This window comes from Rhizobium sp. NXC24 (assembly GCF_002944315.1).
In the GTDB taxonomy this organism is placed as follows: domain Bacteria; phylum Pseudomonadota; class Alphaproteobacteria; order Rhizobiales; family Rhizobiaceae; genus Rhizobium.
On the sequence record NZ_CP024311.1, the window covers coordinates 1,690,004 to 1,716,968 of the forward strand.

At 55.6% G+C, this 26,965-nt stretch carries 19 protein-coding genes and 1 pseudogene; 13 read left to right on the top strand and 7 right to left on the bottom strand.

Annotated elements, in window-relative coordinates; all coding sequences use genetic code 11:
* The first annotated feature begins 1 nt into the window (after position 1).
* The 9 genes from NXC24_RS08380 (at position 2) to NXC24_RS08420 (ending at position 10,418) form a co-directional block, all read left to right on the top strand.
* Complete coding sequence (locus tag NXC24_RS08380) at positions 2 to 1,276, top strand: phosphopyruvate hydratase (RefSeq protein ID WP_104822861.1); 1,275 nt, start codon at positions 2 to 4, stop codon at positions 1,274 to 1,276.
* 62 nt (positions 1,277 to 1,338) lie between these two features.
* Complete coding sequence (locus tag NXC24_RS08385) at positions 1,339 to 2,478, top strand: tyramine oxidase subunit B (protein WP_245463951.1); 1,140 nt, start codon at positions 1,339 to 1,341, stop codon at positions 2,476 to 2,478.
* A 258-nt stretch (positions 2,479 to 2,736) separates the two neighbouring features.
* Entirely contained in the window at positions 2,737 to 3,264 is a 528-nt protein-coding gene (locus NXC24_RS08390) for a dimethylsulfonioproprionate lyase family protein (protein ID WP_158704443.1), read from the top strand.
* A 73-nt stretch (positions 3,265 to 3,337) separates the two neighbouring features.
* Complete coding sequence (locus NXC24_RS08395; RefSeq protein WP_104822864.1) at positions 3,338 to 4,774, top strand: Glu/Leu/Phe/Val dehydrogenase; 1,437 nt, start codon at positions 3,338 to 3,340, stop codon at positions 4,772 to 4,774.
* Between the two features lie 43 nt (positions 4,775 to 4,817).
* Entirely contained in the window at positions 4,818 to 5,705 is an 888-nt protein-coding gene (locus NXC24_RS08400) for a LysR substrate-binding domain-containing protein (protein WP_245463952.1), read from the top strand.
* A 174-nt stretch (positions 5,706 to 5,879) separates the two neighbouring features.
* On the top strand, positions 5,880 to 7,127 hold the full coding sequence (locus NXC24_RS08405) for an aromatic ring-hydroxylating dioxygenase subunit alpha (RefSeq protein WP_104822866.1): 1,248 nt from the start codon (positions 5,880 to 5,882) through the stop codon (positions 7,125 to 7,127).
* Positions 7,124 to 8,254, top strand: coding sequence for a hybrid-cluster NAD(P)-dependent oxidoreductase (locus tag NXC24_RS08410; protein WP_104822867.1), 1,131 nt, complete (start codon positions 7,124 to 7,126; stop codon positions 8,252 to 8,254). Before NXC24_RS08405 ends, NXC24_RS08410 begins: the two co-directional genes overlap by 4 nt.
* A 12-nt stretch (positions 8,255 to 8,266) precedes the next feature.
* Positions 8,267 to 9,061: a hypothetical protein gene (locus tag NXC24_RS08415; RefSeq protein WP_104822868.1), complete on the top strand. Its 795-nt coding sequence runs from the start codon at positions 8,267 to 8,269 to the stop codon at positions 9,059 to 9,061.
* A gap of 547 nt (positions 9,062 to 9,608) precedes the next feature.
* Entirely contained in the window at positions 9,609 to 10,418 is an 810-nt protein-coding gene (locus tag NXC24_RS08420) for an ornithine cyclodeaminase (protein ID WP_245463953.1), read from the top strand.
* 98 nt (positions 10,419 to 10,516) lie between these two features.
* Here the strand turns inward: NXC24_RS08420 and NXC24_RS35670 are convergent.
* From NXC24_RS35670 to NXC24_RS08440, 5 genes and pseudogenes are all read right to left on the bottom strand, one after another.
* Positions 10,517 to 10,675 (bottom strand): annotated as a pseudogene (locus NXC24_RS35670) (carbohydrate ABC transporter substrate-binding protein); the annotation flags it as partial.
* Between the two features lie 71 nt (positions 10,676 to 10,746).
* Positions 10,747 to 11,811 carry a proline racemase family protein gene (locus NXC24_RS08425; protein ID WP_158704444.1) on the bottom strand — a complete coding sequence of 355 codons (1,065 nt, stop codon included), beginning with the start codon at positions 11,809 to 11,811 and terminating at the stop codon, positions 10,747 to 10,749.
* A gap of 648 nt (positions 11,812 to 12,459) precedes the next feature.
* Positions 12,460 to 13,380, bottom strand: coding sequence for an NAD(P)-dependent oxidoreductase (locus NXC24_RS08430; protein WP_104822871.1), 921 nt, complete (start codon positions 13,378 to 13,380; stop codon positions 12,460 to 12,462).
* Positions 13,381 to 13,503: 123 nt separating this feature from the next.
* Complete coding sequence (locus tag NXC24_RS08435) at positions 13,504 to 14,505, bottom strand: glycine betaine ABC transporter substrate-binding protein (protein ID WP_104822872.1); 1,002 nt, start codon at positions 14,503 to 14,505, stop codon at positions 13,504 to 13,506.
* Positions 14,506 to 14,554: 49 nt separating this feature from the next.
* Positions 14,555 to 15,811 carry a Xaa-Pro peptidase family protein gene (locus NXC24_RS08440; protein ID WP_104822873.1) on the bottom strand — a complete coding sequence of 419 codons (1,257 nt, stop codon included), beginning with the start codon at positions 15,809 to 15,811 and terminating at the stop codon, positions 14,555 to 14,557.
* A gap of 96 nt (positions 15,812 to 15,907) precedes the next feature.
* On the opposite strand from NXC24_RS08440, the gene NXC24_RS08445 reads away from it, so the two are divergent.
* From NXC24_RS08445 to NXC24_RS08460, 4 genes are all read left to right on the top strand, one after another.
* Positions 15,908 to 16,840 carry a LysR family transcriptional regulator gene (locus NXC24_RS08445; RefSeq protein ID WP_104822874.1) on the top strand — a complete coding sequence of 311 codons (933 nt, stop codon included), beginning with the start codon at positions 15,908 to 15,910 and terminating at the stop codon, positions 16,838 to 16,840.
* 220 nt (positions 16,841 to 17,060) lie between these two features.
* Positions 17,061 to 17,648: a hypothetical protein gene (locus NXC24_RS08450; protein ID WP_104822875.1), complete on the top strand. Its 588-nt coding sequence runs from the start codon at positions 17,061 to 17,063 to the stop codon at positions 17,646 to 17,648.
* Positions 17,649 to 17,705: 57 nt separating this feature from the next.
* Entirely contained in the window at positions 17,706 to 19,664 is a 1,959-nt protein-coding gene (locus tag NXC24_RS08455) for an AAA family ATPase (protein WP_158704445.1), read from the top strand.
* A gap of 193 nt (positions 19,665 to 19,857) precedes the next feature.
* Complete coding sequence (locus tag NXC24_RS08460) at positions 19,858 to 20,922, top strand: PcfJ domain-containing protein (protein WP_158704446.1); 1,065 nt, start codon at positions 19,858 to 19,860, stop codon at positions 20,920 to 20,922.
* A 119-nt stretch (positions 20,923 to 21,041) separates the two neighbouring features.
* Here NXC24_RS08460 and NXC24_RS08465 read toward each other — a convergent pair whose 3' ends face one another.
* Entirely contained in the window at positions 21,042 to 22,952 is a 1,911-nt protein-coding gene (locus NXC24_RS08465) for a hypothetical protein (protein WP_104822878.1), read from the bottom strand.
* Positions 22,949 to 26,947 carry a hypothetical protein gene (locus NXC24_RS08470; RefSeq protein ID WP_104822879.1) on the bottom strand — a complete coding sequence of 1,333 codons (3,999 nt, stop codon included), beginning with the start codon at positions 26,945 to 26,947 and terminating at the stop codon, positions 22,949 to 22,951. Before NXC24_RS08470 ends, NXC24_RS08465 begins: the two co-directional genes overlap by 4 nt.
* Positions 26,948 to 26,965: the final 18 nt, after the last annotated feature.

The following is a 26,965-nucleotide window of genomic DNA, read 5'->3' on the forward strand; positions in this document are numbered from 1 at the left end:
CATGGAAGACAGGATCACCTCCGTTACGGCTCAGCAGATAATCGATTGCAAATGTCGACCAGCTGTAGAAGTCGAAGTTCGCACTGAGAGCGGTGCAGTTGGGCGGGGCGCCGCGCCAACGGGTACATCGGTAGGGATGTATGAGGCGTTTGTCCTTCGAGATGGCGACCCTTCGAGCTACAAGGGTCTGAGTGTGCATAAGGCAGTAGATGCTGCCCAGAATGTCATCGGCCCCGAACTAATCGGCATGAACGTGTTCGATCAGCGTGCCATCGACGAGAAAATGATCTCGCTAGACGGCACGCCTGACAAAAAGAAACTGGGCGGCAATACCATCTATTCTGTTTCGATTGCAGTGTTTCGGGCTGCGGCCGACGCTCGCCGTATTCCACTCTACGACCACATCGCAGGCGGCAAGATCAGAACAGTTCCGGTCCCTTGCTTCAATATCGTCAACGGCGGGAAGTATGAAGGCTTCACCCAGGCCTTCAATGAGTTTCTGATCGTTCCGTACGATACGGACAGTATTGATTTTGCGATCGAAATGGCGGTCACTGTCTTTCAAAAGCTCTCTGACGTCCTCACGGAGTATCTCGGCCACAAGCCGCAGGTAGCAAGTTCCTATGGATACGCGGCTCCGTCGCACGATCCGGAGATCATCCTTGGCCTGATGCAGAAGGCGATCGACCGATGCGGCTACTCCGGCCGGATTGCTTTCGCGTTAGACTGTGCATCGAGCGAAATGTACGACAAGGATACGGAGACCTATCTGCTCAAGGGGCAGCGAGTGTCCTCCGACCAGCTCATTGCGTATGCCAAGGGTCTTACAGAACGCTTCGACCTCGTATTCATCGAGGACCTGTTGGACGAAAATGATTGGGATGGGTATCGCAAGGCCGTTATCGAACTCGATCGGACGATCGTTCTGGGCGATGATCTCACTGTTACTAACCTGGCGCTGCTGAAAAAGGCTCATGAGACGCGGGCTATTGCTGGGTTTGTCCTCAAGCCAAATCAGGTAGGCACGATCACTGAGGCGTTAGATGCGTACCGCTTTGCCAATGAGAACGGTTTGATTGCCGTGCCATCTGGGCGATCTGGTGGCGTCGTCGACGACGTGGTCATGGATTTCTCCGTCGGCCTTCAGGTGCCCTTCCAGAAGAACGGTGCGCCTCGCTCCGGAGAGCGCATTGAAAAGCTGAACTTCTTGATGCGAGCGAACGCTAGAAGTTCCGACTGCCGTCTCTACGACATCAAGCCACTGCTGAAATTTTAGTTCTGCCGACCACGCGGTCCGGTAAAGGCCCATCCTTTGCTCACGCTCAACCAACCAACACAATGGGAACGGATACCTCAATGTCCACAAAGATCGATTTTCTCTACCTGTCCGAGCCAGACATGATCGCGGCCGGTGTTCTTGACGCCGCACGCTGCGTCGCCATCTGCGAGGAGACTTTCAGCCTCTTAGGTGAAGGAGACTACCTAATGGGCGGCGCGAACCACAACAATCACGGCTTGAACATCGTATTCCCAAAGGAAACTCCCTTTCCGAACATGCCAGTGGCCGGACCGGATCGCCGTTTTGCGGCGATGCCGGGATACCTTGGGGGGCGCTTCGATGTCTGCGGAAACAAGTGGTACGGCTCAAATCATGCAAACACCCAGAAGGGACTTCCCCGATCGATCCTCACCATGATGTTGAACGACAAGGACACAGGCGCCCCCTTGTCCTTGATGTCCGCCAACCTCCTGAGCGCCGCACGAACAGGTGCCGTACCGGGAGTAGCCGCGAAGCACTTGGCGAATAAGGACGCCAAGACGGTTTCGATCGTCGGCTGCGGCCCGATCAATAAATCGTGCTTCACTGCAATCATGACGCAGCTGCCGAACGTTGAGAAAGTTGTCTGCTTCGATGTGTTCCTTGATAAGGCGAACGAACACGCTCGCTGGGTCGAGGAAAATTACAAGGTTTCCGCCGTTGGCGTGGATGACGCCGAGACTGGCTTCACAAATGCCGACGTCATCACCGTCGCTGCCTCACGGCTGAAACCGCTGTTCTTCAAGGACGAGTGGATCAAACCGGGTGCCACGATCCTTGTTTCCGGTCCCGTGAACACCGATGAGGCGTTCCTGACAAGCTGCAAGATCGTCTACGATCACACTGCACTCCAGGAAGCCTATGTCGAGGACGCGATCGCCTCGGGGAACAAAGAAGCCTATTACAGTGGCGTCATAGGCGGACCGTTCTACCGCCTGATTGACGCAGGGAAGCTTCCGGCACTGAAGGATTCGATTGGGCTCGGCGATGTGGTCAATGGCAAGAAGCCCGGCCGCGAGAGTGCTTCTGATCGCATCATTTTTATCGCCTGCGGTATGGCGGTGTTCGATATCAGCTGGGGCTTCGAGGTCTATCAGAACGCCTTGAAGAACGGAATCGGCACGTCGCTCAACCTCTGGGAAAAGCCGAGTCTCGCTTGAAGCGATCGGCTGGTGGTCGGCGTGATTGACGCTGGCCACTCCCAGACTTCGCTGCTGGACCATTCTAGCGACATTGAGAAGCCAAGAGAGTGTAGGATGATATCGTCGCGTATCGGGGAAAAGCCGGGTCCCATAGATCTGTTTCTCAACCCAATCTCAGCTGCAACGGCGCCGCGTCGCTCGTATGGACCCCGAAGGTTGGCGCTACAGCAGATTGTCGGGTCATTCGCTGATTGCCTCCTGAAGCACGATGCGAGCATGATGGCGAAGTTTGTGGGATGCAAAATCATACATCTGTTGTCGAATGTCGGACACGCAAACCCGCCGCGCATGGGGCACAGAAACTTTCCGCTCCGCTCTCATATGGATGCCGTCTGCGAAGCGTCGAAACTGCTTGGCCCCGAACTTACGAGCATCGGGTGCGGACTCATCGCTCTGATGGACGACCTCGATTGGTACCGGGGACAGAGCGGAGCCTATGCCAGCGTAAATTTCGCTGATGGGCACGCTCATGCCATACTTGTCGGCCCTGGGGGCTTGGAAGAGCGCTCAGATGTCCGGATGGGCGTTACTCTACTCGCACCGTACACCCGCTTTCCTGACCATTGGCTTACTTATTCCCGCGTGATCCTGCCGATTTCACAAGGCGAGTTTCGCATCGAGACCGGTGAATGGCAGCGCGTAGAGCCGGGATCTCTTCAATTTCATCCAACCGGTCACCCGATTGCAATCCGATGCACATCGAAGCCTTTTCTCGCCCTTTGGGCACAGAAGCTTTCAGTCTGAAGGCACGCGTTGGCATCTGAGGCAGTTATCTCGCAAGCCCACAACGTTGGGCCCTCGCTACTGGAGCGCACAAGTGAACACCTTACCTACCGTCGCCAAGTCCCGCCTAGAAACATCCTTCCTCACGAGTGTCGATTCTTACATCGACCACGCACTCAGTCATTTGAGCTTATCCGATGGATTGGCAGAGCGGATCAAAGCCTGCAATTCGACCTATACGGTTCGCTTCGGCGTTCGGCTACGCGGACGAATGTATAGTTTCACGGGCTGGCGTTCTGTTCACAGCGAGCATGTCGAACCAGCCAAGGGTGGCATCCGCTACTCTTTGCTGTCGGATCAAGAAGAGGTTGAAGCGCTTGCAGCTCTGATGAGCCTCAAATGTGCCGTGGTTGACGTACCATTCGGAGGTTCGAAAGGCGCACTACGGATCGATCCTTCGGAGTGGGAGCCCCACGAGTTGGAGCGCATCACACGCCGCTTTACCCAGGAACTTGCGAAGCGGAATCTAATTTGTCCCGGCCGCAACGTTCCGGCGCCCGATATGGGCACAGGTGAACGCGAAATGGCTTGGATGGCCGATGAATACAAGCGGACAGGCCCATCCGATGTCGTCAACGCAAACGCCTGTGTAACGGGCAAGCCGCTTGCAAGGGGAGGGATTGCGGGAAGGACGGAGGCGACAGGGCGAGGAGTGCAATTTGCCATCCAGAGCTACCTTCGAGATACGAACGAGCCGGGAATAGACGGCCGTCGCGATCTCGGGCAGATGACGATCGTCGTGCAGGGATTTGGAAACGTTGGCTATCACGCCGCCAAGTTCCTAAGCGAGGATGATGGTGCCAAGGTAATCGCAATTGTGGAGCGTGACGGGTATATCGCCAACATGAAGGGCCTCCCAATCGAGGAGGTCAAACGCTACCAGGCCGCGCATGGCACGATTCTTGGCTTTCCCGGCGCGACGAGCGTCGCAGAGCCTGGTGCCGGTCTCAACGTCGAATGCGACATACTGATACCGGCAGCAATGGAAAATGCGATAACGGAAGAAAACGTCTCTGCGATCCGCGCGAGACTGATCGCGGAGGGCGCTAACGGTCCGGTAAGCTTTGGAGCAGAGCAAGCGCTGACCGAACGGGGCGTTGTTGTGCTACCCGACCTTTTCGTGAACGCAGGGGGTGTGGTTGTCAGCTATTTCGAATGGGTGAAGAACATCACCCATATTTCCTTCGGATTGATGGAGAGGCGTCGGCGAGAGCGCCGGAATCTTCAGATAACCCAGGCAATGGAAGCCATGACTGACAAGCCATTTCCTGAGGACCAGAAAGATGAATTTCTGGAGGGCGGCGGGGAAATTGATCTCGTGAGATCCGGTTTGGAAGACGTCATGAGGAGCGCGTACGACAACATTGCAGCACTCAAGCGTTCGTCTCCGCAGATCAAGACATTCCGCACCGCAGCTTATGTGATTGCAATTCGCAAGATCGCGGATGCATATCAAGCAATTGGGATTTAGCGCGAGCTAGAGGGAGACCGACATAGTCCGGAAATATTACGGGTTGCCGCCCTTAACGACGCTCGCCGTCTTCGAAGCTGCTGCACGCAACTTGAATTTCACTCGTGCAGCGGACGAATTGAACGTAACTGTGGGGGCAATCAGCCGACAGGTCAAGGCATTGGAAGATGAGCTGGGAGTGAAGCTCTTCATCCGAGAAAAGAGTGGTGTACAGCTCACACCATCTGCGCAGGACTTGTTCGCGGAGGTTGCGGCAAGCTTTTCGCGTTGTGCGAACGCGATCCAAGCCGTCAAATTGGACCAGCGACGTGCCAACGTAACATTCGCATGTACTGATGGTTTCGCGACGTTCTGGTTGATGCCGCGAATGCAAGAATTTTGGTCTCGGTATCCTCATATCAGCGTCAATCATCTGATCTCCGAACATGTGCGCGATATGCGCAACGCTGAAGTAGATCTGTTCGTGAGGCCCGCGTCCGGCGCTTGGCCAAATGAGCGGACTGAAATGCTATTCGATGATCTCATCTATCCGGTATGCGGGCCTGAATTCGCTGAAAGGCATCGAGATATCATTCCATCTGATTTGCCGGATCTTCCGTTGCTGGACATGGATTGGGTTAATCTCGACTGGCCCCGATGGCTGGAGTTTTTGCAGGCGCAAGCTATCCCTCACCAGGGGCTTCGAGGGCAACGTTTCGGTCAACTATCAGTGATGCTTAGCGCAGCCGCAGCAAATCAGGGCGTGGGGTTGGGTTGGGATTCGTTGGTCCGTCCTTTGGTCGAGGAGGGAAGGCTTGTACGGCTTACCAATTTGTCGATGCCCGATCCAGTGGGGTTCTGTTTGGCTTGGAATGAACGGAAGCCGTTATCGCCATCGGCAATCATCCTGAAAGACTGGATCCTAGAGCAAGCGAGAGCGATGCAGTCGTAGCTTGCTCACACCGCCGATGGCGGATTCTGCAATAAACTCAAGGCTCCATGAGTTTATTGCGCGATACCGGATGAAAGAGGCGGTGCTACAACGATGCTCTCAGCGATGGCGCGGCATTGGGCATTTGTCCTCGGCGGTGCATTGCGCTCCACTGCCAATTCCCGAGAGGCATCGATGGTCACCGCAAGCGATATGTTGAAACTACTAGATAGCAGGAATCCCGGCTTTTCTCTGGAGAGGGCGTTTTACACAGACCCCGACATTTTCAGCCTGGATCTTGAGCATATCTGGTATCGCGAATGGCTCTTTGCCGGGCATGTCTGCGAATTGCCGAAGACTGGCAGCTACATCACCCTCCAAGTCGGCGAATATCCGATCATGATCGTCCGCAACGCGGATGGCTCGGTTCGCGCCATGCATAACACCTGCAGGCATCGAGGCAGCAAGATCTGCAAGGATGAGAAAGGCACTGCCGCTCGGCTCGTCTGTCCATATCACCAGTGGACGTATGGTCTGGACGGGCAACTCCTGTTTGCTCGACACATGAGCTCGGACTTTGACAAAACGCAGTATCCTTTGAGGCAGATCGCCTGCGAGGTCGTCGAGAACGCAATTTTCATCTCTCTCGCGGAAACCCCGAGCGATTTTAATCTGGTTCGCGATCACATCGTCCCATACCTCGGCATTCATCGCCTGAGAGATGCCAAGATCGCTCATGAATCTGCGATTATTGAGAAGGGCAACTGGAAGCTCGTCTGGGAAAACAATCGCGAATGCTATCATTGTGCGGCCAACCACCCTGAGCTGCTGAGGAGTTTCCCAGAAAATTCCAGCGCGGTGGGCCTGGCAGGCGAGAGAGTAGATCCAGACGTTACCGAGCTTTGGACACGGTGTGAAACGGCTGGTATTGCTAGCCAGTTTAAAGCAAACCCCTCTGGTCAATTCCGGACCACGCGGCAACCGATGCTCGGTGACGCCGTCAGCTATACCATGGATGGCAAGGCTGCCGTGACAAAACCGCTCTCCGACGCTAGCGTCGCGGGCCATCTCGGCGCACTCCTCTTTTATCACTACCCATCGAGCTGGAACCACTTTCTAACGGATCATGCTGTCACTTTCCGCGTACTGCCGATTAGCCCCACTGAGACCGCTGTCACGACGAAGTGGCTCGTTCACAAGGAGGCGGTTGAGGGGGTCGACTACGACGTTGACCGGCTGACCCACGTTTGGATCCAAACTAACGATGAGGATCGCCGTGTTGTCGAAGATAACGCTGCTGGCATTCAGTCTCCCGCTTATCAGCCGGGTCCGTACTCTGAGGAAATTGAGGGCGGCGTGATGCAGTTCGTCAACTGGTACGCCGACACGATGAAGCCGCGCCTCGAAGGTAAGGCTGACATCCCCTTCCGGAGCGTTGCATGAACTCGATAGCTAAGATTTCACGGGAGGGGGCTTCGCTCTTTCCCGCTTGTCCGCCCGCAACGAACGAGATTTGGACCGGAGCCGCGTCGAAATTACGCGTTGTGACTGTTGCTGATGAGGCACCGAACGTGAAAACGTTCGTATTCCAACCCGAGCATCCGGCGCTTTTCAAGTATACAGCTGGGCAGTTTCTTACCCTGGAGTTGTCCGTGCCCGGTGGACTACTTTTACGGACCTACACGATCGCATCGTCCCCATCCAGACCCATGACGCTATCGTTGACTGTAAAGGCACAGGTCGACAGTGTCGGTACGCGCTGGATGTTCGAAAACCTCCTACCGGGGAGTCTCGTCAAGGCAATTGGCCCAGCCGGAAATTTTACACTGGAGCGGTGCCAGCGACCAAAGCTTCTATTCCTGTCTGCGGGATCTGGGATCACCCCGATGATGTCGATGTTACGCTGGCTATCCGACGTGGCGACGGACGCGGACGTTGCGTTCGTGCACTGTGCCCGCAGCCCGGAAGAGATAATCTTCCGGGAAGAGCTTGCGTCGGCGTCGAGGATATTGCCGGGTCTCGTGCTGGGGCTTGTGGTCGGTAGGGGAGCATCCGACTGGGAAGGTCTGACAGGGCGTTTGGACATTGCTAAGCTGGAAAGCCTAGTGCCCGATTATCTGGAACGCGAAATTTTTTGCTGTGGCCCGGAGGCCTTCATGGAAAATGCAGAAGCTATGGTCGCCCAGCGTGGGTTTGCCATGGCGCATTTCCATCAAGAGGCTTTTACTTTTGCTTCACATGGGAACGTCACTCTTCCGACCAAGAAACGAGAACCAGAGTTTCCAAAACCAGAAGGCTCGGCGGATAGTTCGCACCGCCTGTGCTTTCGGTCTTCCGGCGTCGAGGACGTCGTCAGAGCAGACGAGACCGTCTTGAATGTCGCCCACCGCAATGGGGTGAGTATACCATCAGTATGCGGGATGGGTCTCTGTGGCACGTGCAGAGTGAAGAAAATCAGCGGCCACGTCGAAATGGAACATAATGGCGGCATCACGGAAGACGAAATAGAGGACGGCTACATTCTGGCATGCTGTTCAAAGCCGCTCTCCAACATTGAGATCGAAGAATAAGGGAGCGGTTAGATGCACGTAATGGCGCTTTTCAAAGGGAGCATGTTTGACGCGGCTGTCAACGGTCAGCCTGCGACGCTCGAAGATGTGTTCCCGGGTTGGCACGAGCATGATCGATTTGGTCTTGTTATCGATGAAACTTTTGGCGGGATAGGGGCGACCCACCTGCTTCAGCTGGCGATGACGGCATTCTATGACATCAAGCCATCGCGTCGGACCGCTGTCACTGTCTACCCGGAGATTTACGCCTTTCATATCGGAAAGGGTCGCGGGGCTCACGCACATTACGATTTCTGGCCAGCGCGACGTGAAGTTATCCTGAAAACAAACGACCACCGAGAAGTTCTCGACGCAATTAATGATCGAGGCATCACGAGATTGGCTGTGCCCGACCGGCCAATGAGGGATGTAGTTCACCGCCCAAAGGAAGAAGATGCTGCGTTTGACCGGATTGCGTCAGCGTTCGTTTATAGTCCATCCGGCAGGACAGCGGACGCTGATCTCACCATCTCCGGCAATGACAAGCGCACCGAGTTCAACCCCACCCAAACTTTGAGGCCACTGGCAGAGCTGAGCGTCAACCGAGTTTCATCAGCGACCGGCAAGCCGATCAAAGAGGCGGATGACGCCTTCCTTCACTGGATCAGAGAGCGCGAGCACGATCTAACGGAGGATGACAGGCCGCGTGCTCGGGCGATGCGTGAAGTTCTTAAAGTAAACGGTTTGGTGACGGAGAGCTATCGGCGTGTGAGCGTGGTGGAGGCATTGAAAAGATTGGCGTCCGCAGGCTTGACGGTTACCATGTAGAGTTCGGTCTCTCAATTTTGAATGCTAGCGTTCTTTGGGGTCGAGAGATGACCAGTTCAAGGCACCTCTCAGCCCTAATTGAGGTCAAGTAGTCAGGGCACGCCAACTTCATCGAATGCTGCGCGGTCGCGCCAAAGTTCAAGCGCTCGCCTGCTATCAATCTAGGCAGTCGCCTTCTTCGCAATCGTTTCTGCCTGATCGATATGGGTGGCGCCTATCCGTATTGGATCACCATTATTGAACGGAGTCATCCGGGACCGGATCGTCGGTTGAGGTCAGGGAGCACCCTATCGTGTTGAGCCCATCTCTACGGTTCGATTGGGTCTTTTGAATAGATCAATGGCGCTGCGAGGCCAGACGCGAGACGCAACCCAGTCCATCAAAGATGCATTGTTCGATACGCTGAGGTAACCAAATGAGATTTATCTCATACGATGCAGGAGTGCCGCTACTCACTTGGGAAGGCGCAATCGATGCTCTGCGAAAAGGGCACAAGCTTGCACGTCCTGAGAGCGAGGACGTCCTGTTAGGGCCGAGTGGGGCTCTTATGCTTAATCGTACTGCTTACATTCCAGGGCTCGGATATGCCGTCAAGGCAGAAACGACACTTCCGAGCAACGTGACCCAAGGTCTACCGGCTATACAAGGAGCGGTTTTGTTGTTTGATGCGGAGACAGGATCTGTCAGAGCCGTTATCGACAGTAAGCTGGTCACCGAATTCAAGACGGCTGCCGATTCAATCTTGGCTGCGCAACTCCTTGCGCGGCCTGACAGCCGACACCTACTCATCGTCGGCGCTGGAGTGGTAGCCGCAAGTCTCGCGAAGGCCTACAAGTCGGTATTTCCAGGTTTAGAGCGAATTTCGATTTGGGCGCGACGCTTTGAACAGTCGAAGGGTTTGGTCTCGTCTCTCGGCGATATACCGGTCGAACTTGAGCCTGTAGAGGACTTGGCTGCCGCCGTTGAAAGAGCCGACATCGTTTCAACTGCGACGGGGTCTGAGGAACCGCTCGTGCTTGGTGATTGGGTCTGTCCAGGTACTCATATCGACCTAATTGGGGCCTTCACTCCCGACATGAGGGAGTCCGATGATGCTCTTATGGCGAAGGGAACCATCTATGTAGATTTTCGAGACACCACAATTGACCGGACGGGCGACCTGATGCAACCAATCGCCACCGGGGCTATTACCCGCGAGGATGTACGCGGCGACCTTTACGACTTGGTCCACTATTCCTCGACGGCCAGACTCGCTGAGAATGAAATCACTGTCTACAAGAACGGTGGCGGCGCTCATCTGGATCTCATGATCGCGTCCTACATTGCCAACATGTTTGCGGAAGCGGTGACGGCTTGAAAGTAGACGGAATGGTGACGGGTCTATAGGCGAGTAGGGATAGAAGAAGCTCTCAGCTGGCGTCTGCTGTACTTCAAAATAATCCCTTCATGAGGCGTGGCATCGGAGTGTCCTACCTGGCCGCCGGAGTTGGCATAGGGGTCAATCTGAACGTCTGCACTCGCGACCCAGTAAGTGAAGTCAATAGGCTCGTCCGGATGATTTGTGAACGCGAAAACCGCCCGTCCTGTCCCTCCCAGCGCAGAACCTTTTGGGCCCTCGTGGCCTAAGACGGGAATGTAACCTGCGATCCGTTTTCGTCGATCGTGCAGGCAAGGCGTCAGAGATTCTATTCACTGCCAACAAGAATATCAGCCAGGCCGTCTAGCGGCGTCAGGGGATCGTTGAGGTCAACGACGAGCTGTGATTTGGCCGTAATCCAACCCGAACCACTTACTTCTGCCCGCACACCGACATGGCCATGATACTCCGAGAGATCCAGGATGGATGCTTTTAGTTCGCTATCGAATACGGATTTGGTGCGGAGGGTGTCGCCAACCTTGAGTTGGCCTCGATGCACCAACTGGACCATGACTGCCGTGCTAGGAACGCCAGCGGGAGCACGGCACACGCTGTTGCGCGGGAATTCGTAGCAGCAGACACGGCGCTCCCAGCAATCACCGACCTCCTCGGCTTCGCCCGCAAAGAGAACGAACGAAATCGGACCCTCGTCGCCATAAACCGGATGGAGCGGGTGGATCGCAGACCGCATCGCAGGCACGAGTTTACGGGCAAGAGCAACTATCTCTTCTTCTTCATCTCGAACCAACGAGAAGCCAAACTCTGCCGCATTGAAAATGGGATAAAAGGCACCGGTCCAAATCAGATCAAACTTTACCTCGCCGAAGCCTGGAATGTCGACGCTCAGACCTTCTCCGGCCACATATGATGGTGTCTTGGCACGATAGCTGACCCGTTTGACTTTGCCGTCTCGGCATAGAGCGTCGACTTCAATCAAGCCTCCGGGTGCCTCCAGGACAAGATTGTTGATCCCCTCAGACATTTTGAGGCGGCCAGTTTCAAGCAATGCTATTGCCGTGCTCATAGTGTTAGTCCCGGAGATTAGTGGGTACCCCATCAATTCCATAATAATGAATCCGGCGTCCGCGTTCGGTGCCGATGGGGCAACTACAAGGTCAGCGAACAGGGATGGATGTCCGCCTCGCGGTTCATGCAATAGCAGCTTTCGCAGCCCGTCTGCCTTTTCTTTGATGAAGTGCATTTTCTCGAAAACTGAGCGGCCCGGGGGTTCTTTGACGCCGCCAAGGACAATTCGATGGAGGTCACCACCGACGTGAACATCGACTACATCGACGGTTCCGGCGATTTGATAAGACAGTGAGGTAAAGGCCATCCCTAAATATTCCTCCCATTCGTGTTGGAAAAGATCTCGCAACGTGTTGCTTTGACGTGAGCAACGTACAGAGAGCATTGCGGGGACGTAACAGAGAGGAGAGCGCAACCTGCGACAATAATTCTCGTCTTTGATAAAACTGCCCTATGCTCTTGGTTCGAATTTTTTGGCCCGCGAGTTCGTTCGCAAGAACGAGTGTACCGCACCCTTCGGCAGCGAGTAGTCCGGTATTTGGGTGGGGATTCGCATCCGTTGCTGCTGTATTTCCGATTGGCGTTGCGCTCCGATACGCGTGGGGCGATCTCTCAGCTGGAAGATCGTCATTCTGTTCAATGGCAATTGGTTACTGGCCTGAGGCCGCATACCCCAGACGAGAGTCAGGTTCCCGTCGAGAAGTATTGATATAGTGAAGGTAATGTCATCGCGATGGGCACGCCTGCCGGGGTGGGGTTCAAGCGCAAGCCGTCGATCTGGCTTAAGATCGGTGATACTTTTGCGTTACAATTGACGATATTGGAACGCAGACCAATCAAGTCGTTGAACAGCGCTGAGAGCGGCGGCCAACGAGGTGCTATGCTTCGCTGTTCTGAAGGATGTTTATAGCTGCACCATCGTTCGGTCTGTCCAGACCTCGCCGCAATAACAAAGCTACTTTTCCCAATGTGGGACCCAGTCGCCTTGCAGGCGCATCGAGAGACCCGCGTCATCTTCGATCCGCTTGACGACGTGCAGCTCGGCGGCGGCGGCACCGTATCGGCTGGCTGCGACCGCAAACGCGCCTTCCGCCGCTGTTGTCATCGGCATGGCGGATTTGACGTTGCGGTTCAGCTCCTGAATTAAACGTAAGTCCTTCAGACACAAGTCGAGAGAGAACGACGGGTCGTAGTGTCCGGAGAAGATCGACGGGGCATCATGGCGGACGACGAAGCTATCACCAACACTGTTTTGAATGGCATTCCAAAGCGTGCCGAGTTCGACGCCGTTTGCCATGCCCGTGGCGAAACCCTCGCCAATTGCTGCCGCTGCGATGAACCAGAGCTGGTTGGTCACGAGCTTGACAACGTTGCCCGTTCCCATCACGCCGCAATGGATCACCATGCCGAGGTTCTTCAGGGCGGGCTCGACCCGGTCGAAGGAAGCCTTGTCACCGCCGACGAAGAGGGTGAGCTTACCGCTGCGGGCACCGTCGACTGCTCCGGTGACGGGCGAGTCGACGACTGTGACGCCCTCCGGCGCTTCGCCTGCCAGGCGAAATATCAGTTCATTGCGGTTGGTCGTCAAATCAACCCAGATGCTGCCGCTGCAAAGCTTCCTCAGTGCACCGTTCTCACCACCCATTACGCTTTCGACGTGGTCGGGACGCGGGAGCGACGTCAGGAGAATGTCGGCGTTCTCGGCGCAGTTCTGGACCGATGTGGCGGCGACCGCTCCGGCGGCAGTGGCTCGTCCCAGCGCCTCGGCGTTCAGGTCGAAGGCGGTCACGGGATAACCGGCGGCCAAAAGCCGAAGGCACATGGGGCCGCCCATGTTGCCAAGGCCGATGAAACCGATACGAGGAAGTGAAGACATGGTCGATTGTTCCTTTGCATACTTACGATTCCCGGCTTAGGCGCCCGGTCGCTGGCGGTCTGTTCAATCGCACAGCAGCCGACCCGAAGGATCGGCTGCGATGGCTTTGGGAAGCAACGGCGCTCATAGGGCCGCTGTTACCTTCGCCGCGATGTCCGACGGTACCCAACCACTCCAGACCTTTGGATAGGTCTTGAGGAAGTAGCGGGCCGTCTCCTCGTTGGTCGCTTGGTTCGTATCCTTCCAGAGCAGCACCTGATTGACGATGTCGTTCGTCCACGAACGCTTGGTTATGTAGCCCATGGCGACGGGGTTGGTTTCCGAGAAATTCTTGGTGACCACGGCGTAGGTGAGGCCCTTCGGATAGGAGTTGACCTTCGGGTCGGCGCAATCGGCGACGGCCGTGCAACTATTGTATTCCTTGACATCGACCGGAACCTCGAACGGCAGCCTCACCATGTCGTACTTGGCAAGAACGGCGGTCGGCGACCAATAGTAGCCAAGCCAGCCCTTTTTATTCTCGAACGCGTTGGCGATAGACGCGTCGAGACCTGCGGCAGAACCGCTGTCGATGAGATCAAAACCCTTCTGATCGGCCTTTAAAGCCTTAAATAGGTTGGCAGTGGTAATCTGACAGTTCCAGCCTGCCGGGCAGTTCATGATGCCGCCGCGCGACGGGTTCTCGGGTGCCGGGAACAACTCCGGATGCGCCAAGGCCTTCTCGACCGAGGTGATGTCTGGATGCTCCTTCACAACATAGGCCGGAACCCACCAGGATTCGACGATCCCGTCCGACAGCGTCTCGGCAGCCTGGATCAGTCGACCTTCCTTGATCGCGGCGTCGAGCGGTTCCCTGACGGCGTTGACCGACAGTTCCGGTGCGATGTCGGGCTGCGCTTTCTCGTTCATGGAGGTGAAGGTCGGCATGGTATCGCCGTTCATAAGCTCGACGTCGCAGCCATAGCCGTCCTCCAGGACGATCTTGTCGATCCAGGCGATGACCCCGGCCGACGCCCAGTTCATTTCCGCGATGCTGACGTGGCCGCATTTGTCCCCAGCGGCCGCGCTGGTGGCAAAAAGTCCTCCAGCGACGGTGGCGAGGGCGTAGAGGGCAAGTTTACGCATGGTAGAGTTCCCCTGTTATTGATTGGATTGAACGATGCGGCTGGCCGGATCAGGCCAGCATTTCTTCCTCGAACGGGAACCGCGACAGCAGCTCGATGCCCGTGTCGGTGATCAGCAGTTGCTGTTCGAGCTTGACGCCTTGTGCGCCGCCGTCCTCGCCGATGTAGCTCTCGACGCAGATGGTCATGCCGGGCTCGACGATCCCGTCATATCCGGCATCCGGGAAGTCGCCATGATGATAAAGGTACGGATACTCGCCAGTCATGCCGCAGCCGTGCGCGGACAGGTAGTAGCGGTTGGCGTAGTATTTGGCAGGAATGTCCCAGGCCCGGTCGGCATACTCGCGGAAGCTCATTCCGGGCCTCAGAATGCCCATGTTGTAGTGCACCTGCTCATGGGCGACCTTGTAGAGGTCCCTCTGCACGCCACTAGGTTTTCCCGGTCCCGAATGGAACGTTCGCGAGAAGTCAGAATAGTAGCCATGACAGCCCACGACATCGGTATCGAGGGCGATCAGTTCGTTCTCGCCGATCACGTAGCTGGCCGTCTCCTGGAACCAGGGGTTCGTTCGCTGACCGGCGCTCAAAAGGCGCGTCTCGCAGTAGTCGCCGTTCTGCTCGATGATCGACTGGTGCAGCACCGACCACAAGGCCGTCTCTGTTAGGCCGGGCCTGATTGCTTCCCGCAGCTTGCCGACGCCGATTTCCGTCGCACGAAGCGACGCGTTGATGCACTTCATCTCCTCGGGCGACTTGATGGCACGCGCCATTTCGACGGGTTTTTGGGCGTCGACGATGGTCAGCCCGAGTTCCCGCAAAGCTATAGAGACATTGGCATTGAGCCGTTCCAATCCCAGCGTTGCGCCCTTGCCGACCAGTTCGGTGATCAGATCGTTCATTTCGGCAGCCCATGCCCGCTCTCGGAGATGGATGTCAGGCCCGGCGGCGACGAAGCTTGCCGTCTTCGATGGCCGGACCTCGTCAACGGTCTCGTAGCCTTCTCCCAAGTGAAGACAGCCCGTGAACTCGAACAAGATTGAGCGGTTTGCCGTCAGCAAAAGGTAGCGCGACGGGGCGTTGCGCATGCTGAAGATCTGCATGTTACGGGTGCCAGTGGCGTAACGGATGTTGATCGGGTCCGACAGGATCACGGCATCGATGCCGTACTTAAGCATCTGCTGGCGCACGCGGCCCTGCCGATAGAGCCGGACTTGCCTGAGATCGATGCCCTCGCTCTCGGGAGCGCGGTCGAGAAGCGCGATGTTAGAGAGATCGCTACGCTCAGCGTGCCAATCGAAGTTCGCCATTTGCTTTTCCAGTGGATGTGAAGTTGGTAGGAGATTAAGATGTTCCAATCGCCTGTAAACCATGGAAAATCTCGCTCAAATGAATAACCAAAAGTTATGAAAAGGTTCCGCGCCAATCTTCCACCACTCGATACGCTCGTGTTCTTCGAGGCGGCATATCGTATGAGGAGCTTCACCAGCAGCGCCGGTGAGCTGAGCGTTTCGCAGGCAGCAGTCAGCAAGCGCATTAAGCAGCTTGAGGACTGGGTGGGCGAGCCGCTATTCGTGCGCGACGGCAAGCGGCTGTCACCTACCGCCTCCGGAGACAAGCTGTTCCAGACCGCGAGCATGACGCTAGAGTTCCTCCAACATGGGCTGGGTGCCATGCGCGAGGCAGCTCAAAGGCCGATGTCGATTGGTGCCAACACCGCCATCGGCATGTTCTGGCTGACGCCGCTTCTCAGAGAGTTCGGTCTTTCGCCGCATGCTTGTCCGACACGTCTGATTACCTCAGACAATCCGCAAGACCTTTTCTCCGGCAATGATTTGGCCGTAACCTACGGCGACGGTATCGTAGCCGGTCGCCATACGACGTTCCTGCTGGATGAAGAGCTGACGCCAGTCGCTTCCCCAGTACTGCTCCGAGAGTTTGGGCCGGATATTCAATCGATATTCGATATCCCGAAAGAAAGGCGTCCGAGGCTTCTCAACTACGGAAGGGCGGGTCCAGACTGGGCGGACTGGAAGGTTTGGTTCCAAGGGCAGGCGCGGGGAGTTTTCGACCAATGGCCAGTCGAGATGCATTCAACCTACTCTCAGACGATAGGCGAAGCGATCAAAGGCAAGGGAGTGGCTTTGGGGAGCGTCTGGCTTCTTCAGTCAGAGCTTGAGGCAGGGGCACTTCAACGTGTCGGCGTTGATGTCTTGCGCACGGGTCGAGGGTACTACGTTTCCTATGAGGATCGCTCGCGGTTATCAGAAGGAGCGAGACGGCTCGTCGACTTCCTAGTCGAGACTGCCCGTTTCGAGAGCCGATCTCACGGTTGGTAATTTCAGCTTCGCTTCGACCGTTGGCCGGGCCAAGAAGCAGACATTTTGCCAAACGACCCGACCGGCTGCCCTAGTTCAAAATGCACTTGACAACAAGTGGGTTTGTTCTGTATTTGTTCTATCCATGACAAACCTTGGCCGCCTCATACGCTTTCGCGAACACATATGATCCACCGCAGCGTGGTCATGCATTCTCGTTTATCGTATCGGAGTGGCAAAAATGGGCGAACTGCTGTCCCATCGCGCGGAAGCCCGCGCTTTTCTTCCGTCAGGTTTGAATACCGTCCGATCAGTCGGTTCGCTCGCGTTCAAAAGTGAGTTGGCTCGTGACTACGCATGTCTCCTCGACGTAGACGACCAACTTGGAAGCTGGACTTGCGGGCCGATCTTCCGCGACGCGGAAGGAGAGCAGTTCACAGCCGACTTCGAGGTCAATTATGGCAACTCCATAGAGATCGTCACGATCGAGAATCCCGGTCAGCGGCTTCCTACTTGGCTGCCGCACCGGATCCACGATCTCGGGAATCGTTATCGCCACGTTGATCGATCCGTGATCCCGCCGGTGCGTTTGCAAAACGCCAAAGACCTCTTGCAATACGCCAGGGTCACCGTGTCGCTTTCTGATCGAGTTCGTCTGTTGTCTACACTCGACGAGCAAGGAAGCTTGAGCCTGGCCGTTTGCCAGTCAATCAACATGACGGCCAGGGCAGTGCCAGTGGTTGCAAGCCTTTTCCTTCAGCGGTTCATTGTCTTCGACGACATAGACGAGCTTCCGCTCGGGCCGGACAGCCGCGTCCGTCGCCGCTGATCTTCATATCCAAAAATCGAAACCCTGTTGAAGCCTCCGATGAAAGGTAGGTTCGTGATGACCCGCAAGCAGGACGTTTTACGCGCGGCCATGAAGTCCGCAGAAACCTTCGCTTATTACTGCGCAATCCAGAAAGCGCTCAGATTACATCGCAAGACGAACCCGTGGCTTCATGGAATTACAATTCTCAAGGCCCCGCAGGGAGAGTCAGCCGAGCCTTATCGAGAGGCCGCCGAGGCCGTACTCTTTGCGGGCAGGAGACCGGCTTATAACGAAAAGGAGCGGCGCGTAATTGTCGACGACGACAACTTGGCGTTCCACAAGGGCTTGGATAGCGACGACGTACGTTCATTCGGGTATGTCTTAGTTGTGGTCGTCTACGACTTCAAAATTCCGCCCGAGTGGCGACTGGCCGCGTGCTTCATCGGCGATATCGAGAAGCTGACCGTCCGACAGGTGCGTTGCGCGCTGCTGAATTGCTACGATGTTGTCGCGGCCGACACGCAGATTGCCGAGGCTCTCAACATCGGTGCAGATTTGATGTGGAGGGCCGTCGCACGAGGCCGAAGCTTCAGCGAGAGCCTCAGGCGATTGAGGTCCCTTGGAACCTCAGACTCCGCGCCAGCAAAGCGAAAGTCGCAACCCAATCAGAGGGGTCTGGAGGACATGGCCGGATACGGCCAAGCGGCTGAATGGGGCATGCAGCTCGCGGAGGACTTGAGAGATTGGCAGGCTGGCAAGATCGGGTGGTGCGACGTCGATCGCGGCGTCCTGCTTGAAGGCAAGCCGGGAACAGGAAAGACCACCTTCGCTCACGCTCTTGCGACGACAACGAAAGCACATCTCGCTACTGCATCTCTCGCCGCCTGGCAGCGACGCGGGCATCTGGGCGACCTGTTGAAGGCCATGCACCGCGATTTTGAGCAGGCAAAAAGCAAGTCACCCACTATCCTGTTCATCGACGAGATCGACGCGTTTGGCGACCGGGAAAAGCTTGACGACGATAACCGCGACTACAGCATCCAGGTCGTAAACGCGCTTTTGGAAGAAATCGATGGTTCCGATGAACACGAAGGTCTGATTATCGTTGGCGCTTGCAATAACGCGAGCCGAATTGATTCTGCGCTACGTCGCCCTGGTCGCCTCGATCGCTTCATCCAAATCCCACTGCCTGGCCCGACCGAGCGCTTGTTTATTTTGGCGCAGTATTTGGACCAAGCATTGACGCAAAGCCAGTTGGCTTCGGTATCAGACCTATCGGAGGGAATGTCAGGTGCTCACTTGGAACAGCTAGCACGAGACGCGCGCCGGTCCGCCAGACGTAGCGGCCGTCCTGTGTCAGTCGATGACGTCCTTGCACATCTGCCACCGCGTGTGATCATTCCCCGCGAGGATCGCCGTGCGATGGCTGTGCATGAGATCGGTCACAGCCTGGTAGGCCTTAAACTGGGAGCTGGAAAATTTGTCGGGGTCAAAATTGCCGACTGGTTTAACCCCGGCGATCAAGTGATCGAGCTGGGTGGCGCGCATTTTAAACAATCAGTGCTTCAGCGGCGTGATCGCGATTACTTTGAACGGGAGAACGCAATGCTCCTCGGAGGAATCGCTGCGGAAATCGTGATCCTCGGCGGGCACTGTGACGGTGGCGGCTTGATCGTCGGTTCGGATTTGCAGAGAGCAACAGATCGGTTGACCGAGATGGAGGCGGCGACCGGACTGGGGCACAGGCTGACGTTCTCGGCGGCAGGCGATGCCGATGAGGCCGATCGAGTACGGCGCTTCTACCCTCGATTGGCGGAGGCGGTTGAGACGGGTTTGCTGCGACAGCTCGAACGCGCCAAAGCCATTATCGTCGAGGAGCGCGTCCTGTTCGACGCTATGTGCGACGCCTTGATCGAAAAAGGTCGGCTAGACGCGCAACAAGTCGGCGAAATGGTTGCTGCTCATGCCGTGTCGTTTCAGACCGTGCCAGTTGTCTTGGAGCCCGACAGCTATTCCGGCATAGCCGCTCAATAGCGGCACTTGCGGACTATTAGACGCCCGCTCAATCAGCCGCCGGTTTGGCGGCAATCACCAATCAGAAGCTATTGGGTGTACCATGCCGACGCGAGATCAAGTTCGCGCGCGATTGACCATTCGCGTGCAAAACCGGCTCCAATTCTACTGGGATTGCCACTTTCACGTATACGGGTTGATGCGCAATTGCGTGATGCCTGTCATCGTAAGAGGCATCTTGCGACGGAGGACAAGACGTCTTCTTGACCAGGATATCGAACGGGTCGTTGAATGGCTGCACGATGCCGTCTTTCATGAGGCCTATTGGCTGCAGAAAGTTGACGAGGCAAACAGACCCAAGAAAATTATGAAATGCGCTTCGATCGAACAGCTGCTTGTCGAAGTCGCGAAGACAGAACGGCAATCAGGCCGGAAACTCGGCCCACCGGCTGCGTGTTCGGGCGAAGAGTGCATCGCAGAGCTCGATGACGGTTACACCATTGTGAGGCTGGTCACGGTGGAAGCGCTTGATTGGGAAGGCCTTCGAATGGACCACTGCCTGGGCTGTGGGCGATACGACTACTGTCTGCAGAGCCCAGGCAGCGCCTTCCTTTCCCTGCGCGACCGTTTCGGAAGACCGCATGTCACCATGTCAGTGGTGAACGGGAAATACGTTATCGCTATGCAAGGAAAGGGAAATCGGCCACCCATCGATCGATATTTCAACATTCTCGCTCCCTTCTTTTCGCGCGAGGGCTACAAACTAGGATTGGCGGCGTTCGAACTGGAACGGGTACTCGACGAGAACGGTGTCTGGCACAAGCTAGGCGAGCTTCCACCAGACCTCCACGTTCCGGGCAGGTTGAACCTTGGCCACACTGCTCTGCGGAGCCTGCCACCGGGACTGTACGTCAGCGGTTGTTTGCTTATCGGCTCCAGCTTAATTGCAGAAATCGGCGAGGGGCTGGATGTAGGCGGCCTTATCATTGGCAATGCGCCTTTGGCTGCCTTGCCACCGAATACGCGAATTCGAGGAAACCTCGACCTTCGCGGCACCCAAGTCTCTCATCTGTCGAACGGCTTGTGCGTGGACCGCGACCTTCTGATCGGTGGGACATCAATTTCCAAGCTGCCGGACGTCATGAAAGTTGGCGGGAAGATCAATCTGAGCAACTCCGCCATCAACTCTTTGCCGGATTGCATACCCGAAGATCAGGAAATTATCACGAATGACCGCAAAATCTCGGCGCTGGAGTTTCGAAAAAGTAAAGGTCGTTGATTTCCACTCTGAACTAAGCCGGGTTTTCCATCGAGAATTGAGCCACCTTTAATTGTGGTTTTCTGATCATGTTTTGGTCAATACATTGCTTGTTACCCTCCATCATCTCTCAGCAGAAATCAACAGGTCGAAAGTGCGGCGGCGGCTCGCGAGCAAGTTGACCACAACCGTGGCTCAATGTGCAGCAGGACCTGGACATGAATGGCGACCGATTGAATGTCTGCCTCATCCCTTGCTTCGTAGCTGAGTTCGGTAAGCCAGTCTCCGACCGCTTGCCGCCAGGCTGCTTCCTCAGAATGAGCGGCTGCGGCAATTAATCCTATCCGAATGTACCGATCGAGCGAAACTCGCTTGATCGAACGATGTCGCAAAACACGAGCGAGAACGAGAACTTCTTGAGCTAGCTCAACGCCCCGGGTTGTGGCGGCGACGAATGCCAAGCCAAACAGCAGTGAAGGAACTGTGTCTACGTCATCGCCCGCCTGAACAAGATATTTCGCGTCGCGTATCGCCTTGGCCGCCCTCGCGGAAAGATCGGGTGGCGTCTTGAATACGAGCGAAATATTGACGAGCGGATTGAAGGCATTCTTGCTTGTAGGTGCCTTGTCCAACTCGTCATAAAGTTGGTCAACTAAATCGGAGGGGGGCTCGATCAAGGCATCGACTGCACCTTCAATCGGACCTGGAAGATGAGCAATCAGCAAAGGGAGCAGAGTGACTAAGCTATCGCGTTGCTCGCTAAATGCAAAGGTCCTGAATGCATCTGATTGGATCGCAGACTCGTTTGTCTTGGCGGCGGCAAGTAATCGCCCCATAAACTCAGCCTTCAATTGTTCCGCACTTGCAAACTCGCCGATCCAGCGAGGTTCTGTCCGCAAATCGACCAGCGTCTGCAAAGAGAAAAACGGGGTCACATTGTGAGAAAATTGCTCGCAAAATCGTGTCGAAGGCACCTCTGCATAAATACGCAAGCGCTGGATAAGTGATGCTTGTGCGATCGTGCCCAACCGTCGCCAGAATGCAGGCTTATGCCGCATGAAACCAGTATGCGAGACACTTCCATCCACAAAGCAGAATAGGTTCGATAACTCCTGAAAGCGCCCATTCTTAGAGGCCGCATCTTCGCTCGCGAGGGTCGTTGCGATGTTAAAAAGTTTGCTCTCGATCTCGGGGTGCTCGCCGAGCAAGGCCATTCCCCACTCAAAAGCGCCAAGCTGCGAAATCAGGTCTCCAGACGCCGCCGCCCACTCGAATACCGCCTGAAGATGTTCCGTCGAAAAGTGCAATCCTTCAAAAGCTTTATGAAAGTGCGGATGAGCGGAGAGGAGAAGCGCCCATTTCGCTCCGGCGAGGTGATCAGTTTCCACGAGCTGACGGACAAGGGTACTTGCGCCTTTCAGTATGTAATCGCCAATGGTTTCTTCCGTGGAAAGTCTGCCGACCAAGCGCTCAAAATATCGTGCCGCGCCAGGCACGAGGAATCGAAGGGGCACGTTCTTTGAATATAAATTCGAGAGTATGTGATCCGAGACGACCTTTGGGACGAGAGCGAGTTCGGCCTCAAACGCCACTGCTTGCTGTCTGTCGAGATGATTTGACCGCAAGGTATCGAGCCAGGCGTTGAGTTTGATGTCGCCGGTGTCGGCTACGGGGACATCTTTTCGAATTCCCCGTCGTCTGTCGGCTTCGATTGGCGACACATACCAGGTGTCTGGGAGGCGAATAGTCCTATCTTCTATGAGGAGAACGGGCTGCCGGGTACTATCGGGGTCGAGCAGCGATAAGACCGCATGGCCGCCCTGGTTCGACACAATTTCCCGATCTTTGTCCTTCAGATAAAGGTTTGCGAGCTCTTCAAAAAAAACGAGGCGATCGAAGCTCCAAGCTGGGCCGAACGTGACCGTTCTGCTGAGAAATTGGTCGAAGCCGCTGCAAAATTCCGGATCGTCTTGGAACACTTCAATGAGCGACTGTGGCAAATCCCTCAGCATTTCGCGGGCCAAGGCAACGCTCAAAGCCTCGTCGTTCATTGTTCCACCTCGCCTGAAGCGCTTCCACGTGCCAAATCTTGAAACATCGCTCGAACGGAGGCGAGGATCGCATCGAACATCTCACTGTCCGTGTCGCGAACTCCTTCGAACACTCTATCGTCGAGAAACGCCAAAAACCTTCGTCTCACGGCCAAAGGCAGCCCACCCACTGCGAACAAGAGTGACAGAAGCTGCTGGCGATAGCGTTGCAAAGCAATTTCCGCATCAGCTCGCTCAGGCATGAGATGCGCCCAGAAGCGGACGTCCAATAGGTCGAGGACCCAGGCACTTCGAACGCGAGAGACATCGTCCGCAATGCTCTCGGACCAGACGCCTTCCATTGCCGAGATGAACGCATTGACCAAGGTGCCGAACCAAGGGTCTTCTTCTGGTATCTGCAACATAAGACCCATTCGAACGCTCTGAATATTTTCGCGCAGAGCCCGAAGTTCGATCGATTCAAGAACTCGCCCGTCTACCAACGACAGGCCGCTGAGGCATTTTTCCGCTTCCTGAACTGAGACCGGAACGAAACAGAAGTTCGCCTGGCGTAGGCGAGTGATGGCCTCCAGACGGTCCTCATCCGAAAGCACATCCTCCGCCACCATCTGATTCATGATATCGATCGATGTTACGATCGGCGTCAAATGCTTCTCGTGCTCAATATTCTGCAGCCGATTGATGAACCGATCGTCGACGACTGCGGCGTCGGCTCTGCTCGCGATTTTGAGAATGGCGGTGGTCGGGTGGTCAGTTATGGCCTCATTTTCATTCGTTTGCTGATATGGAGCGATCTGGACCTTGCCACTTGATATAGCATCCCTTAGCACGATGCGCAGTTCAGCAACCTTCTTTTCCGTCTCGGCGGATATCGCTTCGTATCCTAAGAGAGACTCCATTTCCTCCAGTCCAATTGGGTCGACATACGCGGTGAGACCTGCGGCTTTCAGTCGGTCAATCACCTTTGCCTGGCACAGAAAAACTGTTGCCAGTTGATCCAAATAAAGAACCGCGTTTGGCGCTATCGTTAACTCGCTCGGTATTTGCTCCTCGTGAAAAGAAAGATAGTTGAGGGCCCGCGTCTCCTCGCGAGCCGTCAACTGTCCCAGCAAGCGCAGGGCTTTCACCACAGCGGAGCAGCTACATATTGTTGCCTCATGACCTTGAAGATCTGCATTTTCGCCGGTCAAAGAGCCGACTTTGTGAATGGGATACGGCCGAACTACGAGATGCTGGCGACCTTCTTCCTCAGAGGCGCTTTCGGCAGCTTTGATAAGTGAGGCAAGGCTCTCACCAACCTCGCGAACCATCGAAATTTCGCCAGGGCGCAAAACATCGAATCGCTCCAGCTGCCTATCGTCCAAAAGTGATTTTAGCCACTTCGCCTGCACGACGCGGCTGGGCTGATGAAACCCCAGTTTTTGAGACTCCTCGAACAGCCATCGCATGAACGAATGAGGGATATGAATACGTTCAAAATGCTCGATGACTTTTGAAAGAAGGCCGGTGTAAACAAATACCAGAGCCGATGTGGCTTCAATAACCAAGGTACGCACATGCGGAACCAGCCCGGGTCGCGATCCAGAGAATGCTGGGATCAACGCTCTTTTCCGCACATCTTTCTCGTGCGTATTTTCCAGTGCGCGAACCAGCGTCAAATCCACGGTTGTACGATTGAGAAGCTGCGCCGTTAGGAGAGCTGGTGCATTTCCAGACGATAAAAGTTCCCAAGCCTTTGCCTGTCGTTCTTGCCACTGCGGTGCGAGATCGAAGATCTCCTGCATGGAGACACGCTTTAGCGGGCCGTCTTCGCCCGATAGGTCGGCGGCTGTGGCTAGCCACACGCCAACATCGGGATCGTCTTCCCAGTCACCGTTCGATGCTGTCTCGTAGCAAGCCAGTAGGATACCGGGATCGTCGAGTGCTTTTCGAGCCGCCTCCTTGACGAGCTCTTTGCGTCGAGGGGCATTCAATTGGTGGGCGAGACGCCCCATCATTAGAAGTTCCCGGGCCGAACGCTCCTCGCGTTTTTCCCATTGTTGTTCCGTGAACGCGACCAGCGCGTCCCATTCGCCAGAGCAGATGTGGATGTTGAAAAACAGGTTTCGATCGTCGGCGACGTCGCGCTCTAAGCGCAGGGTTTGCAAGATTTCCTTAGCGCTCCGGAGGTCGCCCTGCCGGTAAAGTGCCCATCCAAGTGATGCGCGGGGGCTGTCAGCACTTTCAAAAATCTCGGGAGAGCTGCGAGAGAAATCGATCAGCTCTTGGTCTCTGTGTGTTACGGAGAGAGCATTAATGTAGTAGAGCGCGACGGTGAGATCTTTGCTCTTATCAAAAAGCGTGCGACCATAATTCGCCACACGTGGCCAATCCTCTTGAGCCACCAGCGTCTCAACCAGCTGAATGAGATTTTCGACGGATTTGTCGGCCCTATAGCGACTTTCTAAATAACTGGCTGGATTTTCCTTAGCCTCGGCGATCCTGATGATGTCGGACCAGTATTCATATTTGGGTTTCGGCAGGCCGCTCTTCCGCATGGCTTCGAGAACAGCTTCCGCTTCCGGAATTTGATCCGATGAAATAAGCGCCTCAATTCTATGCCCACCGAAAACATTTGGGTCCATGTATGAGACGAGGACATCTCGATTGGCAGCAAGATACGCGGCGTATTCATTCGCGGTCATCGCGTAGGGAGCTATGGCAAACTCCGCCAAGACAACATCCCTGGAAGCCTCGACCCTCATAACTTTTTGCCGGGCAATTTCGATCTTTACACGTTCGATGTCCAACGGGATCGAGAGCTGGAGGGCGACCGGGACGTAGTGCAGGGATTCATCGGCTATTGAGAGCTTTTCGGCAATGAGCGCCAGCACGTTTTCGCCTTCATCAGGATCACGAAGACTTAGGAAAAGCGCCGTATCGCTTGCATCTTGAGCTTCAATCCGGCAGCCAAATTCCGTAGCGACAGCAGCTGATCTGTCGTAAAGGTTCTTGGCTTTTCGCAGTTGCTCTAGACCAAAGGCGTCGCTTTGTAGAAGCATACGGGGCGAATAGAATGGAGCAAATCGCAGTACGTTCGACTTCAATTCATCTGGTAAAATCTGCACCATGTGGGCGGATGCCGCCTGCCTCAATAGCTGAGGTGCGTCGACAAAATCCTGTTCACTCAGGGAATCGGCAAGCGCAAGGGCTTCTGGCCATGATTGCCGTTGCAGTAGGATCGCGAGAGCGTGAAGTCGTCCTTCCGCGTCGAGATCACCATATTTCCAATTCGTTGCTGCAAACCAGTTTAGAACTTCTTCCGGGTTCAGATTTCTAGACGCGACGAAGAATTTTGCGGAGAGGGCGGCCGGAGATTGAAGCCCATCTAATTCCCGAAGCGCATCAGCTTTCTTTCCTATGGCGACCAAGAGAAAAGCGCGAGCGAACGTGGCCTCTTGGGTCATTGCCAACGCTAGCGATTGATCAATCAGACGCTGGACTTCTTCGCTCGGGGCTTTGACAGAGAGCACGCGCGCGCACCACGCCAAGCCGACCGCGCGCACGATATTCGAGGCGCCCGAAAGCGCCCCTTCCTCCAGCTCAATTGCTAACCGCCTTGCCTCCTTGATGCTGTCAAACTCAGGTGAGTGTCGGGCCTTCCGGAGGCGTTCAATCTGCTTCCTTGCCGCGTCATCCAGGATAGGTAAAGATTGTGTCAGTACATTTGAGGCTTTTGCGATGGACTCAATGCGTTGAAATCCTGAAGACAGGTCCGTCTTCATACTTTCGAACGTCTGTTGCAGAACGAGCCCAGGCGCTTCCTGCGCAGGCGGTCGCTTCACGAAATCACGAAGATAGCGGTAGATATCGGCGCTTTTGCTGTCCGGCTTTACCATTGAGAGATGGTCTTCATCCAACGGTATCACCGCGAATGAGGGGGGCAGTCCAGGATCGGCGCTGTCTGGTTTGACAGGCGTGCCTTTCCGCCCGATTGGCTGCGTCTCCGTAAACACAATTCCTTCCAGGCCATG

Coding starts and splice junctions, on each gene's coding strand:
- NXC24_RS08430 (WP_104822871.1), bottom strand. CDS start 13,380: ATGTCTTCACTTCCTCGTATCGGTTTCATCGGCCTTGGCAACATGGGC.
- NXC24_RS08415 (WP_104822868.1), top strand. CDS start 8,267: ATGCACGTAATGGCGCTTTTCAAAGGGAGCATGTTTGACGCGGCTGTC.
- NXC24_RS08465 (WP_104822878.1), bottom strand. CDS start 22,952: ATGAACGACGAGGCTTTGAGCGTTGCCTTGGCCCGCGAAATGCTGAGG.
- NXC24_RS08455 (WP_158704445.1), top strand. CDS start 17,706: ATGACCCGCAAGCAGGACGTTTTACGCGCGGCCATGAAGTCCGCAGAA.
- NXC24_RS08380 (WP_104822861.1), top strand. CDS start 2: ATGGAAGACAGGATCACCTCCGTTACGGCTCAGCAGATAATCGATTGC.
- NXC24_RS08410 (WP_104822867.1), top strand. CDS start 7,124: ATGAACTCGATAGCTAAGATTTCACGGGAGGGGGCTTCGCTCTTTCCC.
- NXC24_RS08450 (WP_104822875.1), top strand. CDS start 17,061: ATGGGCGAACTGCTGTCCCATCGCGCGGAAGCCCGCGCTTTTCTTCCG.
- NXC24_RS08425 (WP_158704444.1), bottom strand. CDS start 11,811: ATGGCCTTTACCTCACTGTCTTATCAAATCGCCGGAACCGTCGATGTA.
- NXC24_RS08460 (WP_158704446.1), top strand. CDS start 19,858: ATGCCTGTCATCGTAAGAGGCATCTTGCGACGGAGGACAAGACGTCTT.
- NXC24_RS08435 (WP_104822872.1), bottom strand. CDS start 14,505: ATGCGTAAACTTGCCCTCTACGCCCTCGCCACCGTCGCTGGAGGACTT.
- NXC24_RS08390 (WP_158704443.1), top strand. CDS start 2,737: ATGATGGCGAAGTTTGTGGGATGCAAAATCATACATCTGTTGTCGAAT.
- NXC24_RS08445 (WP_104822874.1), top strand. CDS start 15,908: ATGAAAAGGTTCCGCGCCAATCTTCCACCACTCGATACGCTCGTGTTC.
- NXC24_RS08440 (WP_104822873.1), bottom strand. CDS start 15,811: ATGGCGAACTTCGATTGGCACGCTGAGCGTAGCGATCTCTCTAACATC.
- NXC24_RS08385 (WP_245463951.1), top strand. CDS start 1,339: ATGGGAACGGATACCTCAATGTCCACAAAGATCGATTTTCTCTACCTG.
- NXC24_RS08420 (WP_245463953.1), top strand. CDS start 9,609: ATGCTTAATCGTACTGCTTACATTCCAGGGCTCGGATATGCCGTCAAG.
- NXC24_RS08405 (WP_104822866.1), top strand. CDS start 5,880: ATGGTCACCGCAAGCGATATGTTGAAACTACTAGATAGCAGGAATCCC.